We start from the raw sequence: 18546 nt of genomic DNA, 5'->3' as shown, positions 1-18546 counted from the left end.
CAAATATGTATAATAACTATAATATTTTCGATCCAAAAACTATGCTTTTATATCTTTGACTATCCAGAAGGTATGAAGTGGTAAACATTCTGTCATTCATTGGCTGCAATTAACTATCAGTAAAATACATAATAAGAAACTTTGACAAACAATTTGCCACACAGTAAAAGGGCTACTCTACTTTGCCTAAGACAGTGAAATTTCAGTAGTCCGCCACCACCATTGACTTAACTTGCAGTCAACAGAAAGCATTTTCGCTATGGCTTTTGCTCTATTCCATAAAAGAATAGTTCTATTAGTTGCTCTCTCTGTTTCGCAAATGATGGCTCTTTCATCCGCATTAGGTGGCTCAAAAGTATGCACTAGTGGCTCATTCTGTCTGCAATATTCATCAGATCGATAAACACCTTTTTCCTTTGCACGTTTATCCCTCCTTCAAAAACATTTAATAACAATACAAATACTCTTGTCTTCAATATGTTTTATGAAAGATTAAACTCCTGAAAATATTACATCTCTTAGAATTGTTCAACCAAAAAAACGACACCATTCCTCGAAAAGACGAAGAATAGCGTCGTTGATAACATATGTATGGTGGAGCCAAGGGGCTCGAACCCCTGACCTCTTGTCTGCCAGACAAACGCTCTCCCGTCATGGTTAGTTACACTGCCCCAAACTCACGTAATTTGTGGATCCGAATAATCTTCCAATCTAATCGCTTTCTCCTGAGCAATTAAACATAATTCCGCTGCTTTAAATGCATGCACTTGGGTCATCGCATTTTCTGTCCGGTTAATACAGTCTAAGATAAGTTCACCAAAGAATGGAAACCCAACTTTTCCACTTAATTCAAAGTGTTTTTCACCTTCATGATTAACGAGATATAAATGGTCTCCACTGTTCTCTCTAGCTACATCGATATATTTTCTTATCTCTATATATCCTTCGGTCCCGAGAATAAAAGTTCTTCCATCTCCCCATGTACCTAAACCATCAGGAGTAAACCAATCAACTCTAAAGTATTGATTTGCACCATTCTCACCGACAAGGGTTGCATCTCCATAATCCTCCAACTCAGGATAATCAGGATTATTATAATTTGCTATTTTACTAGCCATTACCCTTGCATTCGTGTTTTTCGTATAGTACAAGAACTGTTCGATTTGGTGACTTCCGATATCGCATAAAATACCACCATAGTATTCCCTTTTAAAGAACCAATCTGGCCTTGATTGTGCATTCAGTCGGTGTGGACCAAAACCAGTTACCTGAATCACTCGACCGATAGCCCCTTCATCAATGAGCTGTCCACCAAAGACTGCACTTTCTACATGAAGTCGTTCACTGTAATAGACCATATATTTTTTTCCTGTTTCTTTCACTTTTTGTTTCGCTTGATTTAGTTGCTCTAGGGTTGTAAAAGGTGCTTTATCAGTAAAGTAGTCTTTGCCGTGATCCATTACCCGAATCCCTAATTCGCAACGTTTGGAGGGAACAGCAGCTCCTGCAACTAATTTTACCTCTTCATCATTTAATACCTCTTGTTCCGATGACGCTATCTGGACTTGTGGAAATTTCCCCTTAAAAGCTTCCACTTTTTTTGGATCTGGATCGTACACCCACTTTAGATCTGCGCCAGCTTCAAGTAAACCATTGCACATACCATAAATATGTCCGTGATCAAGTGCGACCGCAGCAAATGAAAATTCTCCCTCTGCGACCACCTTATTGATCTTGCCTTTTGGGGCATAGTTCATACCATCTTGTCTACTCATCCTATATAACTCCTTTCTAGTAATTAATGCGTATCTTCTACATTTAACGTGACACTCTTCACTTCTTTTTTAACAGTAGAATTAGCGACTTTTTCTTGCAAATGCTGATAATACAACTCTTCGTCAATTGGGAACTCCACCCAATCATCCAACCATGTCTGTAAACACTTGCAGATCTTTATTTAACTTCTCCACAAAAGAGTCTGCTTGCTCTTTATTATGATCCAATATTGCGGTTAAAACTGCTCCATTTATCTCTCCTTGGTCCAAATAACTTGCATGTGCAATCCCCATGTTGCCAACACCAATAATTCCAATTCGCACTTGTTCCATTGATTTATCTCATCCTTTCTAATTTATTATTAAAGAAAATTGGCTTGCCTTGGGAGCATAATTCATGCCCATCATTTTTATTAACCATTTACGTACATCCTTTCAAGTTATTTATGTTATTTTATTACTTCCAAAGTTATCGATTGATTTTGTCTTTTCATAGAAATAGGTAGCATTTTTTATTACACCTTCTCGGATATAAAAGGGGCTATCCTCCGTCAATGGAAGTTTTACTTTTTTTCCGAGACTAGAAGATTCATAGATTGCTGTAATTAATTCCAGTGTTTGACGACCTTGAATTCCATCAATTAATACCTCACCATTTCCTTCAATTGCTGTAAGAACATTATTAATTTGGCCAATGTGTCCTTGGTACTTTAAATCCTCCAACTGATCATAATAATGTTGTAGTTTATCTTCTAAATCTTTATCTTCTATTGGAAAACCATTTTCTTGTGACTGTGATGCTTTCAACTTCCAAGGTGCTGAAACACGTGCATTCTTACCTTGGAAAATCAATTGTTGTTCTTCCCCATGATGAACAACAGAGCTGGTAATTTGTGCCAGACTTCCGTTGTCATATTTAGCAATTGCAATCGAAATATCTTCTACTTCTGCATTGTCATGTAATGTATTGCTGGTTACAGCTGTAATCTCAGAAGGCATACCATTCATCCATTGGAAAATATCAATGTGATGGACTGCGTGGTTTAACGTACATCCACCGCCTTCTTTTTCCCATGTACCGCGCCACCATAAATCATAGTAGCTATGACCACGCCACCAATAGGAATCTACTTGTGTATGAACAATTGGACCTATTAATTTTGTATCTAATACTTTCTTTAATTTCATCATTGGCGTTGTAAAGCGGTTTTGAGCAACGACAGAAAGAATTCGATTATTCTTCTTAGCTGCCTCATTCATAGCGTCACTTTCTGCTAGTGATGAAGCCATTGGCTTTTCTACTAACACGTGGGAACCTGCAGTTAAAAAGTCTATGGATATTTCCGCATGGGTGTATGGTGGGGTACAAACTGAAACAAGATCAATATCTTTTCTGTCTAAAATATCTTTGTGGTTATCGTAGATGTCTACTGTTAGATTAAATTGTGTCTTTAACTTTTCTGCCTTTTCCGGGAAAACATCACATATTGCGACGATTTGACATCTTTTAGAAAACTCTAAGTAGCTTTTTACGTGAGCCGCTGAAATGGCACCAACGCCAATAATTGCGATTTTCAACATATTCTACTTCCCCTTTTCAAATAAATTATTGTTAAACCGTAACCAATCGCTCACCTGGGCAATCGGAATGTGCGTGTTATTAGCAATCTCTCTTAATGGATGGATTAACAAAGCGGATATATTATAAAACCTTCCATACTTAATTAATAAGTTCCGAAGGGGTATAACCTGTAACTCTTTTAAAAATTTGACTAAAGTATTGCGTGTTCGTTCCAAACCCTAATCTTTCCGCCAATTCAAACACTTTTATATCTTCCTGTCGTTCAATTAGCTCAATGGCTTTATCTATACGAGCTTTAGTCACATATGTTGAAAATTTTTGTCCTTCCTCTTTTTTAAACAGCTTCCCTAAATAATCAGACCTCATATAAAGTTTATTTTGAGCAACCCACTGTAATGATAATAACGGATTTTCTATATTATCTTGGATAATTATATGCATTTGGTTTACTACTGAACTGTATTTTTTACCTTGCATTTTATGTCTTTGGAAGTTTACATGTTTGTAAGGAGATTGTTCAACCTGTATTTTTAAAGATTGTAATAGTAAATTTTGATTTTTTTGTTCATTTAATTCCTTTACAATATCACTAATTGCGTTAGAGAGCGTGTCTTCATTACATGGTTTCAATAGGTAATGCTTAACCCCAAAACTCATTGACTTTTGAGCGTAGTCAAATTCATTATATCCTGAAAGAAGAATCCACTTCATCTTATTAGGAAACCGTCTGCTGGCCTGTTCCAACAGTTGTATTCCATCCAATCCAGGCATAGTAATATCAGTAATAACGATGTCAGGCCTCGCTTCCTCTATAAGAGTTAGGGCATCTACACCATTTTCTGCAGTTCCAAATAACTCTGTCCCCATTTCTGGCCAATCCATTGTAGCTGATATTCCTTCAAGTATCATTCTTTCATCATCCACTAGTAGTACTTTGTACATGATCTTCCCCACCTTTATAAGGTAATGAGATAATAACTTTTGTCCCCTCATTTAATTTGCTTCGTACCTTTAATCCATACTCTTCACCAAATAGTAACCGAATGCGTTCATCTATATTTTTAAGACCTATGCCCGAGCCCTTTGGTTTATAATTACCTTCTTCCAAGTTTCTAAGGAACACGTCATCCATACCAGGTCCATCATCATCTACAGTAATGACAATTTTATCCTTTAATCTACGACCTACTATAGCTATATTGCATACTCCTATGTTTTTCTGAAGGCCATACTTTATAGAATTTTCTACTATTGGTTGCAAAGAAAATTTAGGAACCATATTATTCTTAATAGAAGAGTCAATATCTACTTGGACGGATAATCTTTCTTGAAAACGATACTTTTGTATTGTTATATAGTTATTAACAATCGATAATTCTTCTTCTAATACTATCATTGGTTCCTTCGTATTCACTGCCGCTTGTAAAATTTTACCGAGTGAATCAGCCATTTTTGAAATTCTATCATGCCCAGATGCTTTAGCTGACCAGTTAATTGCTTCAAGTGTATTATATAAAAAATGGGGGTTAATTTGAGCCTGTAAAGCTCTAAATTCGGTATCCTTTATGACTAACTGCTTCCTATAATTTTCTTCAATTAAAAAATTGATCTGATCCATCATCTTTTTAAAATTACTGTGCATTTCACCACTTTCATCCATAAAAAAGGTATCATTATCGCAATCGCTGTATCTAAAACCTCCAGTTTTCACACGTAACATCTTTTTATTTAGGCTCTCAATAGGTCTGGTTATTCCAGTAACAACACGCATTCCAATCAACACTAAAACAATAAACATAACTAAATAGAGTCCAATTACTCCCATTTTCACCCAATGGATAGTTTCAAAAAGATTACTATATGGAGTAACAATCATATAAGTCCATTTTGTATGTTGCGCTGGTCGATAAGTAATAAAGTAATCTTTTCCATCTTCTTTTATTATGTTATAACCCTTCGAGTCTTCTATCTTAGTTAAAAAATAAGAAGGTAATTCAGTATCTACCGGATATACTTGTCTGCCATTCTCATCAAAGATAGCTAATTGCGTTTCTTTTTGAGTTAAATTATCATAGAAATCCTCTATTATATCCTCAATATCAATTCGTACAAATACCAAACCTATAGGTTTTAATGTAAAATTCAAGTAGGAACGAATTTGCCTACCTACAATAAGAGAGTTATCTTCATTTGAAGGGACAAACCATTCTACCCCTCCGAGTTTCGTAGCTGTTTTCATAGCCATATCATCTAGTCGCTCTCTACTAACCATTACTGTTTTATTACCCGAAGCGAATTCTTCATTATCCAGATCGTATGCTTGTATAGAGTCTACATATTGATCAAGGGCACCAATATCTAGTAATCTCTTCCGTATATCCACTCCCATTAAAAACTGTTGATACTTACTAGAATTACTTTTTAAGTCACCTAAATATTTCTGGATAGAAATATCTGCTACCACCTGATAAGATATCATTTCCATTTTTTTTAGTTCGTTTTCTATTGACTTTGAAGAAATACGTAAAGACTGTGATGAATGACGATATATCTCTTGGTTATATACATGAAAAGCATTTTGAAGAATAGTGAGCCCGCCGACGCTAAACACCATTAAGATGAATGAAATAAGTAGAAACATTTTATGTTTAATTCTTAATTTTGAATAAAAAGAACTGAGCTTATTCAATAACAGCTCCCCCTTATATACCACCTAATTCAAGTACCTATAACGATGGTTTAGTTAGAATCTAATAATATCATAATTATTAACCCATTATATAGTACCGAATAATAGTAAGAGAAAGCGCTTACTTAATTACCCCCTAAAGCCCTCGAATTTGACTTTTTTATTACTAATATTTGTAAATGCACGATGTGCCGGCAACATTGTTATTACAGCAAAGATGCTAGCACTAAAAAACAAAAATAAACCTTGAAATTTCCATAAAACAAGACACACAGCAAAACAGCCAAGAACCATGACCAGAGTTGGCATCGGATTCATAATCATAATAAAAAAGGAATTCTTTATCACCTGCCTTATTCTCATTTGGTAATAAACATAGGTTGGAAACACATAAAGCATACTTAAAACAACTATGAATGAAACTATTAGATATGGAATAGTTAACAAAACAACGTAATCATTCATTGATTCTGTTATAAAGAAAAAATCAAGATACAAAATGTAAGAGACTATTATAAGAAGATAGCCTAATATGTTACTCTTAATCATTTCTTTTCTATATGCATCCCAAAACGTTTTAAATACCGGAATATCAGTTTTACCTGTCACCCATTCACGAGCAACGACAAATGTTGCTGTAGTTGACGGAAATAATCCTATTATAAGCAATCCCAGAATTGAAAATAAGAGCCATAAAACATTTAGGTATGCCAATTTTGTTACCCATTCTAGAAATTTATTTAATGCAGACATGTTAGTTATCTCCCCCTACATCTTCACATCCTAAATTAAAAATGTGAAACTCCCTTTACTAAATTTAACCCTTTATACCACTTGTGCTTATTCCCTCTACCACATATCTCTGGAATAGAAAGAAAATACCAAACACTGGAATCAATGTGACAATTGACATTGCAAACATAGCTCCCCAGTTTGAAACTGAGTCATTACTTAAAAACATATTTAAAGCCATGGAAACAGTATATTTGTTTGGGCTATTTAAATATAAAACAGGTCCCAGCAGGTTATCCCATGTCCAATAAAATGTAAAAATTGCTGTTGTCGCTAATGCCGGTGTAATTAATGGCAAAATTATTCTTCTATAAACACCAAAAGTGCTGCATCCATCAATTATTGCTGCTTCATCCAATTCACGTGGGATTGTACGGATAAACTGAACTAATAGGAAGATAAAAAACGGGTGTCCAAAATAAGCCGGAACAACAAGTGGCGCTAATGAATTTAGCCATCCAAGTTTTGAAAATATAACATATTGAGGTATCATTACAACCTCATAGGGCAACATAAGTGACGCAATCATTATTGCAAACCAAAATCCTCTACCAAAAAATTTCAACCTAGCAAAACCAAATGCAATCAATGAACATGAAATTAGATGCCCTATCAACATAAATATCACAAAAATTAAAGTGTTTTTAATAAAAACCCCAAATGAATTACCGCCAAATCCTTCCCATCCCTGTGTATAATTATCGAAAGTAAACGGACTTGGGATTAACGATCCAACTGTAACAAATATATCTTCACTTACCTTAAATGAACTTATTAAAAGCCAAATAACCGGGTAAAGTAACAGAATTCCAAAACCTCCAACGATTAAGTGAAATAAAAAATATCTCAATTTTGATTTAAGCATTGTTACCTACCACCTTCCGACTCATAATGAACCCAGTATTTAGCTGTTAAAAAGATAATTGATGTTAATATAGCAATTATTATTAGCATTACCCATGCCATAGCCGATGCATAACCCATACTAAAGAATTCAAAAGCCTGTTTGAACAAGTAAAGAGAATACAACAATGTTCCATCTAAAGGACCACCAGTCCCTTTAGAAATAATAAATGCAGGTACAAATGTCATAAATGCAGAAATCACTTGCATTATAGTATTAAATAAAATTATTGGACTTAACATTGGTAATGTAATTTTAATAAATTTTTGAACGAAATTAGCCCCATCAACACTTGCAGCTTCATATAAACTTTTCGGTATTGATTTCAGCCCTGCAAGGAATATTAGCATAGAAGAACCAAATTGCCATACAGATAAAAAGATTAGCATCCAAAGGGCTGCAGTTGGATCACCAAACCAACGTACTGCATCTAATCCAAGTCCAGTTATTGCCAAGTTAATTATCCCAATATCACCAAAAATGTTTCTCCACATAATTGCAACGGCAACACTTCCCCCAATTAACGAAGGTAAATAGTATAATGTTCGGTATAGTCCTACAGCTCTAGAAGCTACATTTAATAACATTGCAACAATAAGGGCAAATGCTAATCGTAATGGAACTCCCCCAAAAACATAAATAAATGTAATTTTTAGTGAGTGAATATATCTCGGGTCATCTGTGAACATTTTCTTGTAATTTTCTAATCCAATCCATCTAGGTTCCGAAAATAAATCATACGATGTGAACGAAAAATATAAGGAAGCAATTATTGGAATAATCGTGAAAGATAAAAAACCAATAATAAAAGGACCTATAAAGAAGTAACCCCATAAATTATCTCTTATCTTATTATTTATATTTTTTCTTTTTCCTAGATTCAAGGGTGTTACAACCTCATTATTTATATTTGAACTCATAACTCACTCCCCTTTCAATGAAGTCGCTAATAAAAAAGTAAGTTGGAAGGAACCTCCTACTAAAGTAGAACATGGAGTAATGAAGTAGAGGAAGTTCTCTTCCCTAAAGGAACAAGGATAAAATTAAGAATTTCTTAATTTTTCAAAATGCTTTCTGCTTGATTCCTGAAAGTTTCAGCTCCCTCAGTTGGAGTAATTTCTCCATACTTAATCTGATCTGCTATATTAACTAATGACTCAATAACTTGTCCTGATTTCTCAGGGTCAGGAGCCCCTAAAGTAGAGCTATTTTGTTCAACCCAACTCATATATTCAAAAACTTTACCTTGAGATTCAGACACATGATCCATCAGAGCTTCTTTCACTTTAGAAGAAGCTGGCACTCCTCGATCACCAAGAATTAATTTGTTAGCTTCAATATCGTTCACAAAGAAATCAATAAATTCTGCAGCTGCTTTCTTGTGTTCTGAATTTTCAGATACTGAAAAAAACATACTCGGTTTTAGATATAACCCTTTATCAACATTTGGTCCTGGTGGAGGACTCAGTTCCATCGGCCTATCGACCACCTTTTGAGTACCAATAAACATAGTGGCCCATTCAAAAACACCTGCTGCTTCCCCTTTAGCCTGAGCACTATCTTCCGGACCTGACTGTTGAGCTAATTCATCAGGTGATTGTACAGCTCCCATATCTACTAATTCTTTAGCCATCGTCCAATAATCAACAAATAATTGATCATCACTGTAACCTAAGCCCTTACCATCTTCCGCAAAAAGCCTCTCTCCTTTTGAACGAAGATAATATCTAAATGGATCTTCCCACAAGCCACCGTCTATATAATATCCAGCATCCTTTGCTTTTTTAGCAATATCCATATAATCGTCCCACGTCCAATTCTCAGGGATAGAATTAACACCAATTTCTTCTAATATTGCTGGATCATAATCCCAACTCATTGCAACTGTCCCTAAGTTAAAACCATATAAACTATCGTTCAATTCTCCACCTGACACAACATTATCAGCTATGTTATCTACATTAAGTTCATTTCCAATATAAGGTGTTAAATCCGTTAGTTGTTTATTTTTTGCATATTGAGTTAAGTAAATTAAATCCATTTGAATTATATCTGGTAACTCGTTAGCTGCTGCTTGTGGTGCAAGTTTCTTCCAGTAATCATCCCAACTTGCATATTCTGGTTCAATATTAATGTTCGGATGCTGTTCTTCATACATTTCAATGACTTTGTTAGTATATTCATGTCTTGTTTGTTCACCCCACCAAGCCATTCTTAACGTAATCTGTTCCTCACCATTATCTCCATTTGTTTCGTTTACAGATAATCCATCGTCGGAACTACCTGTAGAAGTATTATTGCTGTTACACGCTGCCAAAAATAAAACCATGATAAATCCTAAAAATATAATGCTTATTCTGTTCATTTTGTTCCCTCCCATATTTTATGATATCGCTTACATTTGAAGAATAACATACATTTACATAGCAAAGAAGATAGAAACAAGTAGATACTGTTCAAAAATTAGGGTTTACATTTCGATTATAGGATTTCACCTAAAATTTTGTATTATGAAGTCTGATTTATCCGTATATAAATCTTTTCTCACTTCTATTTCTCTTCTATCTTTTGGAAAATCAAGTTGAAAAATTGTTGTAAATGAAGATGTAATTCAAGCTTTAGAAGATCACAAAAGTTCAGAATCAAGTAATAGGACGATTAAGTGATGATTACTACAATAGAAATTTCATTTTTGCTAAGATGGAACGTTAATAGGGTTATCCCATTGTGATTAAGACAGTTCAAAATCGTAAGAAGAGACTCATTGTATCGATTTAAGTAACCATCCAATTCTTAGTATGAGGATGACAAAGACCTTTTAATTGTCCATTGTAGATCATTTGAAGACGTGGCAAGTTAATTTTATATTAAAATTCAATTGTTATCTTTTGTACCTTCATAATTAACCTCCTGCATACAATTTAAGTAAATAATCTAAAAATAATAACAAGAAGCAACCGATTATCTGTGCTTATCTCTTGCTCTTAAATAAATTAAATGGAACTAGAGCTGTATAATCAATTCCTACATCGCTGTAAATTTTCAACTCAAAAAAGTTAGTAATGTGCTATCTTCGTATGAGTGAAAAATATAAACACGCAAAAAAACGACTATACTCCTCGGTTAGACGAGAAATAAAGTCGTTAATAACATATGTATGGTGGAGCCAAGGGGGCTCGAACCCCTGACCCCTTGTCTGCCAGATGGAATCGGTGAAATAAACGGCGTTCAACCAAATTAAATACGTTAAAGGAAGTCTGGCAAATCAACGTTATTGAGCGTTCTAAAAACAAATGAGTTAAATAAGTTTAACTTAGAAAAATAAGTCTGTGCACAAAAATGTGCACAAGTGAGAGTAAGTGTGTGGTCAAATAAAGTTGTTACATCGTTAAGTGTGAATGCTTCATTACTATAATTACATAAGTGATAAGCGTTTTAAAAATTTTTACAATAAATGCCTACATCATGCCGCCCATAATTGATAAGGGTTTTCTGCATTCTTTTCATGTATTAAAGCAGTTATTAATCAATTTGAGCTACTGGTCTTTATATAATGCGTTTACACTACTATGTTAGTTAACCGTTACTTACGTCTTTGCATGACGACATAAAAGCAAGTCCAAAGTGGGTAAAGCTAACCTCCTCTGTTTCTTCATTAAGTTGGTCAGTAAGATCTGCTAGCTTTTGAGAAGATATTTTTTCTAAAGATTTTTCATACCCACTAAAATAACCTACTTCTGTTTCATCAATATTTGTTACTCCCCCTTTTCTATTGTCTTGATTTGAATCTGTTACATATTTCAATAATATAATATCTAAATTTGTATGGATTAATCTTAATCGTTCAAAATTCTCAATATAGACATCAAATCGTTCCTCGTTTTCGATAATCCTCTCCGAAAATAGCTCATATTTTATAACATGGTAATTAAATGGAAGGGAAAAGTCAGCGAAGTATTGCTAAATTAACGAAAAAGTCTAGAAACACAGTCGGCAAATATATTAGAGAATTTGAGAAAAGTAAGGAAGATGATGTGCGTGAGCTACCTATTCCTGAAAGTATTATTAAACCACCCATGTATAAAAAAAGAATCGGTAAAAAGAAAGTATTGACTGAACCGATCAAAAACATCTTACGTCAATATATAAAAGACAATGAGTGGAAAAGAAATCACTATATGAAAAAACAACAGATGAAAATAATAGACATGCATGAGAAATTACTTGATGCTGGATATTCAATTAGTTATACAACTGTTCGGAATTTTATAAACCAAGAAGTTTCTAAAACAAAGGAAGTGTATATTCGTAGATATTGCGAGCCTGCGCACGAGGTGGAGTTTGATTGGGGTGAGGTGAAACTTGAGATTAATAGCAAACAAAGCCTTATTCGCTCGCTGTTTTTACTTTACCTCATAGTAACTACCGATTCGCCAGAATCTATCCATCGGAGTCACAGATTTGTGTGTTAGATGTCCATACAAAGTTTATAGAGCATGTGGATTTTATACCTTCGGTATTCACCTATGACAATATGAGAACCGTCGTCAAGTCATTCATCGGAACAGAGAAAACGATCACAGATAGTATGCTAAATCTATCAAACTACTATCAATTCAACATACGGTTATGCGAGGCCAGAAAAGGAAATGAAAAAGGTCACGTAGAACGAAGTGTTGAGTTTATCAGGAGAAAGGCATTTTCATCGCAGCATTCTTTCAGCAGCTTAGAAGAAGCTCAAACCCATCTTCTCCATACATTAATAAAGTTAAATGAACGACACCATCATGAACATAAAGAAAAGCATATAGATCTCTTGAAATTAGAGAAGCGTAAAGCAAAACAAGTGACTATGATGCCCTTTGACTCAGCAGAATTAATTGAATGCCGAATAGATAAATACAGCACAGTAGTGATTAACCAAAATCATTATTCTGTGCCCGAAGGGTATGTAGGAACGTATATAAAAACAAAAGTAGGCGCGGAAACGATTAAGTTATTTATTAAGGGGGACCTAGTAGCTAAACACCGACGTAATTGGGGCATACATCAATGGGAAATGAATATCTACCATTATTTAGATACGTTCAAAAAGAAAAAGGGTGCCATAGCTCAAAGTGAATGTTTGAGACAAGCACCATCAAAAGTTAAAAAATTATACACTGATTATTATATAGGAAAAGAGAAAGGAGTATCAATAGTTGCTAGAGCATCTTTTGTACTTCTGGCAAACCTATCTAATTTGGTCACAACAATGGAATCATTTTCTTTTACAGTTTCTGGGGTACACAGCCACTCCCATGATATATGGCAATTTGTGAAGCAATATACAACACCGCAGGATAGTTGAACAGTGGTATTTATTTTTGTTCAATAATCAGAAAGTATTTAAATCTTTAAATGAGCAATTGGAATCATTTAATATCAATAAAAATGGTACTAAAATGCTTAAAAGGAAAAATAAGGTTTACTTTTTGTCATTATTTGTTATTGTTGTGTCGAGGGAATACAAGAATATTCTGAAAATGGAGGTTATTTATATGAAAAAATTTATTGTTAAAGTAGCTACATTATCTTTATTACTAGTAGGTATTTATGCAGCACCCGCTTTTGCTGAATCGTACAACTTTCAAGGTACTTATAGTAACCTAATTTATAGTAATTCCAATTTTAATGTTGATGGTTACTCTAGTATTGACGGATATCAAAATTCAGATGATGCCGCAGATACTAAGGCTAGGTATTCTATGGTTTCTAAAGGTAGTGAACCAGCAAATGATACCGTCATTTCATACTTCACAGAAACTGGCACAGGTGATTTTAACAGAACATTTAGAAGTTTTGATTCCTACGCGTATCTAAGAATGGATAACTTGAATGATTCAGGTTGGTTTGGAAAGGAAGCTATTACATCTAGCGGAACTTACAATTATTAAAATCTGATAAGATACATTCTTGTATTCCCTCTTTTTTAGTATCATGAAGGAGACAGACTATGAAGAAAAAATTAATATATATAATTTTATTTCTATTCCTGTTTCTGTTTGTAGGGGTTTTGTTCTTTAAGCCAGGATTTGATAAGAATGCAAATAATGAGAATATAATAAATATCCTTTCGATTCGTGAATTGGGTAATGAAGGAGAATCAATATACAGAAAAAATATTGAAGATATATATCCTGGATTCAAAGTTAATGTTGATGTGGTACTCAATACTAATGATGAAATACGTAATGAGGCAGAATTAATAAACAGAATAGAAAATAAATTAGAGGATAACACCTATCATATATTGGTTGGTGTTAATGAAGGATTAGCATATTCATTAAGTAAAGAAGGGTTATTGAGAAACATCCACTCCTCTATAAAGCCGTTAATAGAGAGTTACGATATACTTGGCACTTATTCGGAAAGTGTCCCTGGAAATAGTTCAAAAGAGGCTTATTTCTTACCGATAGATTTTCGTGGGTATTCCTTAATCTACAATAAAGATATTTTTGAGCGTTTAAATATAAATGAACCTTCCAAAAATGAAAGTTGGAGTAACATATATAATTTAAGCGAAAAGATAAATAAAGAATCTAATGGATCAGTGACACCATTGACTTATGGAAGTAATTTCCCTCCTTTAGCTTTTAATGAATTTTTAGAATATATAGCTCCTTTGGAAATTTATCTAAATGATTCTTCTTTAGAAAATCTAAAAGATCTTTGGGTATCATTTATTAATAATTATAGGGATTATTCCATGAACGTTTACGACGGGGGGGAATTTGTTAGGGGAAACATTGCTATGGTGTGGTCAGACACTAGTTTATTATACGATGTTATTGAACAGATAGAACAAGGGAATTTGTTAGGGGCTAAATCCTTTCGTTATAAAGTGGTGTCCTCCCCCAACTTTGGAAGTGATACCTTGTACGGAAAGGTTGATAGCGTAGTAACTATTCCTCAAAACACTCCTGATTTTAAAATATCAGATAGATTAATCACTTTATTTTATAGAGATCATTTTGTAAATAGTTCATACAGTAATGATAGTTCTCAACTCCCGATCCATATCACTCCTAAATTTAAAGATACTATTAATAATAAATATTATAATTTAGACACACTTTATCCGGATAAGCTTAAGTTTTCTTATACGAATTATGTGGATGCTATAAGTTTTCCGAGTGTAACATTAATGTATGATAGTATCAGAGGGAAGTTATCTCCGGAAGAATCTTATATACAATTTCAAGAGATATTAAGAAAAAATTCTAGATAGAGGTATAAATATAATGCTACTACATTTATTTGCTTCATTCCCACATCTTCTAATAGGGGCTATTATCGCCTTATTAATATTAGTGAATAGTAATGATTCCTTTAAAGAAAAATTATTTCTTGTTGTATTTACATGTTTTGTAGTTATTTCACCGGACATATTAAAAATAATGGGTATTCTTTTTGGTCACTCTTTATGGTTAGCTCCTATATTAGGATTAACTTTTGCATTACTTTACTCTATAAAAAATAAAAATATTAAAATCACGAAGTCTTGGTTCGTATTTACATTAGTTATATTATTTGGTCACATATTTATTGATTATATTGGAAATGGTGTTCGTCTATTTTATCCATTTGTAAGAGAGGAATTTGAATTTTCTTTAATAATGAAACTTAACTTTTTTATTATACTGTTTCTTGTGCTTTCTTTAGTCTTTGTCTTTTTTAATAAAAAAAGTAAAAGCATAGGAATCGCTTCATTATCGGTATTACTTTTACTTTTTAGTATTTTAACCGTTTCAAAGATACACTTAGAACATAGTTTAAATGAAGAGTATAAAAGTGAAGGTATTAATATGGTTATAACGTATCCTAATGACAACTTTGGTTGGGGATTCCAAGTTAGAACAGAAAAAACAATAATTACAGGAGAATCATCTATTAATACTACCAATATACAAGTCCAGACAAAAAGAGAGAATTAATTCTCTCTTTTTTTATTGTGAGAATGTCTTTGAAACATAGGGATAAAAAGTGTTATTGTATTCCCCCCCCTCTTACTGCTCGATAAATAGTCGCTTTACTTATATTCGTAATCTTTTCTATTTTTTTAACAGTCATACCGTTTTTATCACGATCGTTGAATAAATTAAGAGCGTGCTGCAATCCCTCATTATTTTCTGTATACTTTTTTGGTCTCCCTTTATATACTCCTCTTTGCTTCGCTAATTGTATCCCTTCAAGTTGTCGCTCTTTTATCATATCCACCTCAAACTCAGCTATTCCACTTAATACCGTTATCATAAGTTTTCCGATACCGGTATTCGTATCAACTTTATCTCCACCCATATTTAATATCACTAATCCTACCCCTCGATCATTCAAAGTATCAATAGTGGTTAGTGCATCTTTTGTACTTCTGGCAAACCTATCTAATTTTGTCACAACAATGGAATCATTTTCTTTTACCGTCTCCAGGAGCTCATTAAATGATTGCCGATCATTTTTATTCTTGCCACTCACTTTCTCCTGAAATATTTTCTCGCACCCTTGCTGTTTAAGTGTATTGATTTGCGTTGTTAAGTTTTGGCCGATAGAAGAGACTCTTGCATAACCATATTTCATAATAAACTCACTCACCTTTTTGAATCATGTATATGACACGTTTATAAACCAATTATATCAATGACTCTTTTTTGTATCAATAGGGTTTACTCTAATGAGTCACTTGTTTCATCATAATAATATAAAACCCCAGTCACGTTATTCCGTTAAATAGCTCATGCCCACAGAGTCTCCAAATCAAGTTCTTAACCGCTTATCTTTGGTTACATGGAAACAATATAAAGGATACACCATATCAATGTTTCGGAACGGATACTATATATAACTCTCTGATTGTAGAATATCTAATGTGGATGTTTCCAGTTTCCATTATTTAGAGGACTAATATTAATTTAACTAGTATACTATTAGTATCTATAATATTGGAGGACTACATATGAAGTATTTAATGATTGATACAAATATTTATATTGATATGGTTGTAGCTAGAAACCAAGACCATAATCCTGAGTCATACAATCACTTGATAAAACTATTGGATTATGGAGAAATCAGAGTTATTGCTCCTAAGATTGTAATAACAGAAGTATTTAGACACCTTGATAATGAAATTGATAAAATAGGACAAGCAATCAAGGGGGTTAAGGGTACTATCAATAATCTTTATTGGGTAAACAATAATGAGGAGATAGAACAATTCAATGAAAAACTTAAACCCGTAAAGAAGGGTATAAATGATTTAAACGATGAGTTTAAAAATAACAAAAATAAATATAAGGAAAACTCAAAAAATTTGTTTAATGAACTTTTCAACCATGTTAATACAATTATTATTGATGAGACAGAAGAAATAGTATTTAAAGCTACTCAACGTAAAATTCATAAGTTACGCCCTTTTCATTATGGAAAAGATAAGGACTCAATGGCTGACTCAATTATTGTTGAAACATTGATTAACATTCAGGATTTAATGACTTTTAATACTGATGACGCAATATATTTTATATCAAGAAATACCAGCGATTTTTCTGAAAAAGAGGATAGAAGCTTATTACATAAGGATATTAAGTTAAGCTTAGAATTAAAAGAAATTAGTAATCAGATTCATTATAAATTACTATTTACGAAAGCATTATTAGAGGATTTTAAAGATGAAACGGAGCACGTTGGACTTATTGAAGAATTAAAGGCAGAAGAAAAATGGGAAAAAGAAATTCAAATCCAAGAGAGCAAAGATTATGAAATTGAAATGAGAAGAGAAGCAGGAGGTTTATCTTCATTATCAGCAGATTATGATGAGACAATAGCTGAATTAGATGAAATCCAGAATTTGATAGGTAAACTTGAACAGTTCCAGGTAGAGTTTGCAGTTGAGTATGAGAATTATTCGGAACTCTATTCCTTACTAGATGATGAATTAGGTAGTAGAGATTTTGAAGAAGTTTTGGAGTTAATATCTAATTTTAACGACCAAAAACCATTATTAGAACTTGATATAGAAGGATGCAAAGATATAGCTGATCTTGTAAATGAAATTTTTTCGCTTGTTCACGAACTCTGTTTTAACAATGATGAAATAGGAATAGATGGTATGATTAAATACCAAGACTATTTTGAGATGAATACTACTTTAGCTGAGATTAAAGATTTTAATGGAACTCAATATAGAATCGATTTAAATGGTGATTTGATCCCTCGTAATGGTGAATCAGACTCGATATTCTTACCAGTATACAGGGATAATCAAAAAATCGAAGAGGGCACAATCACGTTAAATTATGGGTTTCTAGAATTTGATGAAAATGGTAATGTTGGTGATGGGTTAGAAGAAAATATAGATGTATATATTGAAGACGTCATTAAAGAAATCGAATGCATTAAAAATGGAATTATAAGTAAAATTGTTGAGAACAAGAAGGTTTTAAAAAGGATAATGGAAACTCTAGGTATTGTTTTAGAGGAGTAAACCTTTAGATTCGTTAGGTAGTAAATATTAGTTTAACAAAGGGTGCAGTTTTTAAGGTCTTTATTTTATCTTCTATTTGTAATAAATAAAACGGACGCAATCCTTTAATCGCCTTTTTAGTACAAACATTATCTCACTTATTGGTGCGTTTCTGCAATAGCGTAGATGCTTTTCTTTGTTCAACTATAAGTGTCTGCTTGTTAAATAACATTTTTTAATGAAAATTCCGATAATTCAATAATTTATCCTGACTAACTGCTATATTATAGGTATAGTGGGAAG

Annotated in this window: 15 protein-coding genes and 2 pseudogenes; 5 read left to right on the top strand and 12 right to left on the bottom strand. The window is 33.2% G+C overall.

The features are described 5' to 3' along the window. Positions 1-677 precede the first annotated feature (677 nt). From CEF18_RS00195 to CEF18_RS00150, 10 genes are all read right to left on the bottom strand, one after another. The gene (locus CEF18_RS00195) at positions 678-1775 is read right to left on the bottom strand and encodes a Gfo/Idh/MocA family protein (protein WP_110934602.1); all 1098 of its coding nucleotides are present in this window, start codon (positions 1773-1775) and stop codon (positions 678-680) included. A gap of 144 nt (positions 1776-1919) precedes the next feature. Continuing rightward, entirely contained in the window at positions 1920-2108 is a 189-nt protein-coding gene (locus CEF18_RS00190; RefSeq protein WP_110934601.1) for a Gfo/Idh/MocA family oxidoreductase, read from the bottom strand. A 111-nt stretch (positions 2109-2219) separates the two neighbouring features. Further along, a complete protein-coding gene (locus CEF18_RS00185; protein WP_110934600.1) occupies positions 2220-3356 on the bottom strand; it encodes a Gfo/Idh/MocA family protein in 1137 nt (378 codons plus the stop codon). A 139-nt stretch (positions 3357-3495) separates the two neighbouring features. After that, positions 3496-4299, bottom strand: coding sequence for a response regulator transcription factor (locus CEF18_RS00180; protein ID WP_110934599.1), 804 nt, complete (start codon positions 4297-4299; stop codon positions 3496-3498). Then, positions 4274-6046, bottom strand: a complete 1773-nt coding sequence (locus CEF18_RS00175; RefSeq protein ID WP_223292192.1) for a cache domain-containing sensor histidine kinase — start codon at positions 6044-6046, stop codon at positions 4274-4276. The genes CEF18_RS00180 and CEF18_RS00175 overlap by 26 nt, the downstream gene beginning before the upstream one ends. Positions 6047-6175: 129 nt before the next feature. Next, on the bottom strand, positions 6176-6799 hold the full coding sequence (locus tag CEF18_RS00170; protein WP_110934598.1) for a YesL family protein: 624 nt from the start codon (positions 6797-6799) through the stop codon (positions 6176-6178). A gap of 64 nt (positions 6800-6863) precedes the next feature. Further along, a complete protein-coding gene (locus tag CEF18_RS00165) occupies positions 6864-7703 on the bottom strand; it encodes a carbohydrate ABC transporter permease (RefSeq protein ID WP_110934597.1) in 840 nt (279 codons plus the stop codon). A gap of 2 nt (positions 7704-7705) precedes the next feature. Then, the gene (locus CEF18_RS00160; protein WP_110934596.1) at positions 7706-8662 is read right to left on the bottom strand and encodes a carbohydrate ABC transporter permease; all 957 of its coding nucleotides are present in this window, start codon (positions 8660-8662) and stop codon (positions 7706-7708) included. Positions 8663-8796: 134 nt separating this feature from the next. After that, on the bottom strand, positions 8797-10107 hold the full coding sequence (locus CEF18_RS00155; RefSeq protein ID WP_110934595.1) for an ABC transporter substrate-binding protein: 1311 nt from the start codon (positions 10105-10107) through the stop codon (positions 8797-8799). Positions 10108-11318: 1211 nt separating this feature from the next. After that, positions 11319-11546 (bottom strand): hypothetical protein, encoded by a 228-nt coding sequence (locus CEF18_RS00150; RefSeq protein WP_110934594.1) that lies wholly within the window; start codon positions 11544-11546, stop codon positions 11319-11321. Positions 11547-11674: 128 nt separating this feature from the next. On the opposite strand from CEF18_RS00150, the pseudogene istA reads away from it, so the two are divergent. Further along, positions 11675-12930: pseudogene (istA, locus tag CEF18_RS26275) on the top strand (IS21 family transposase); the annotation flags it as partial. Positions 12931-12935: 5 nt separating this feature from the next. On the opposite strand, the pseudogene CEF18_RS27085 reads toward istA, so the two are convergent. Next, positions 12936-13022: pseudogene (locus CEF18_RS27085) on the bottom strand (recombinase family protein); the annotation flags it as partial. A gap of 260 nt (positions 13023-13282) precedes the next feature. Here CEF18_RS27085 and CEF18_RS00135 point away from each other — a divergent pair. From CEF18_RS00135 to CEF18_RS00125, 3 genes are read left to right on the top strand one after another with little or no spacing between them, the layout of a single operon-like run. After that, positions 13283-13678 (top strand): hypothetical protein, encoded by a 396-nt coding sequence (locus tag CEF18_RS00135; RefSeq protein ID WP_110934591.1) that lies wholly within the window; start codon positions 13283-13285, stop codon positions 13676-13678. A 59-nt stretch (positions 13679-13737) separates the two neighbouring features. Then, positions 13738-15012, top strand: coding sequence for an ABC transporter substrate-binding protein (locus CEF18_RS00130; protein ID WP_110934590.1), 1275 nt, complete (start codon positions 13738-13740; stop codon positions 15010-15012). 13 nt (positions 15013-15025) lie between these two features. Further along, positions 15026-15718 (top strand): metal-dependent hydrolase, encoded by a 693-nt coding sequence (locus CEF18_RS00125; RefSeq protein ID WP_110934589.1) that lies wholly within the window; start codon positions 15026-15028, stop codon positions 15716-15718. 52 nt (positions 15719-15770) lie between these two features. Here the strand turns inward: CEF18_RS00125 and CEF18_RS00120 are convergent, their stop codons facing one another. After that, positions 15771-16358 carry a recombinase family protein gene (locus tag CEF18_RS00120; RefSeq protein ID WP_110934588.1) on the bottom strand — a complete coding sequence of 196 codons (588 nt, stop codon included), beginning with the start codon at positions 16356-16358 and terminating at the stop codon, positions 15771-15773. Positions 16359-16734: 376 nt separating this feature from the next. Here CEF18_RS00120 and CEF18_RS00115 point away from each other — a divergent pair, with 376 nt between their 5' ends. Continuing rightward, positions 16735-18264 carry a PIN domain-containing protein gene (locus tag CEF18_RS00115; protein ID WP_110934587.1) on the top strand — a complete coding sequence of 510 codons (1530 nt, stop codon included), beginning with the start codon at positions 16735-16737 and terminating at the stop codon, positions 18262-18264. Positions 18265-18546: the final 282 nt, after the last annotated feature.

The organism is Salipaludibacillus neizhouensis, from assembly GCF_002886185.1.
Classification (GTDB): Bacteria; Bacillota; Bacilli; order Bacillales; family Salisediminibacteriaceae; genus Salipaludibacillus; species Salipaludibacillus neizhouensis.
Note: the sequence above shows the minus strand (reverse complement) of the source record. Positions and strands in the feature narration are given on the sequence as shown.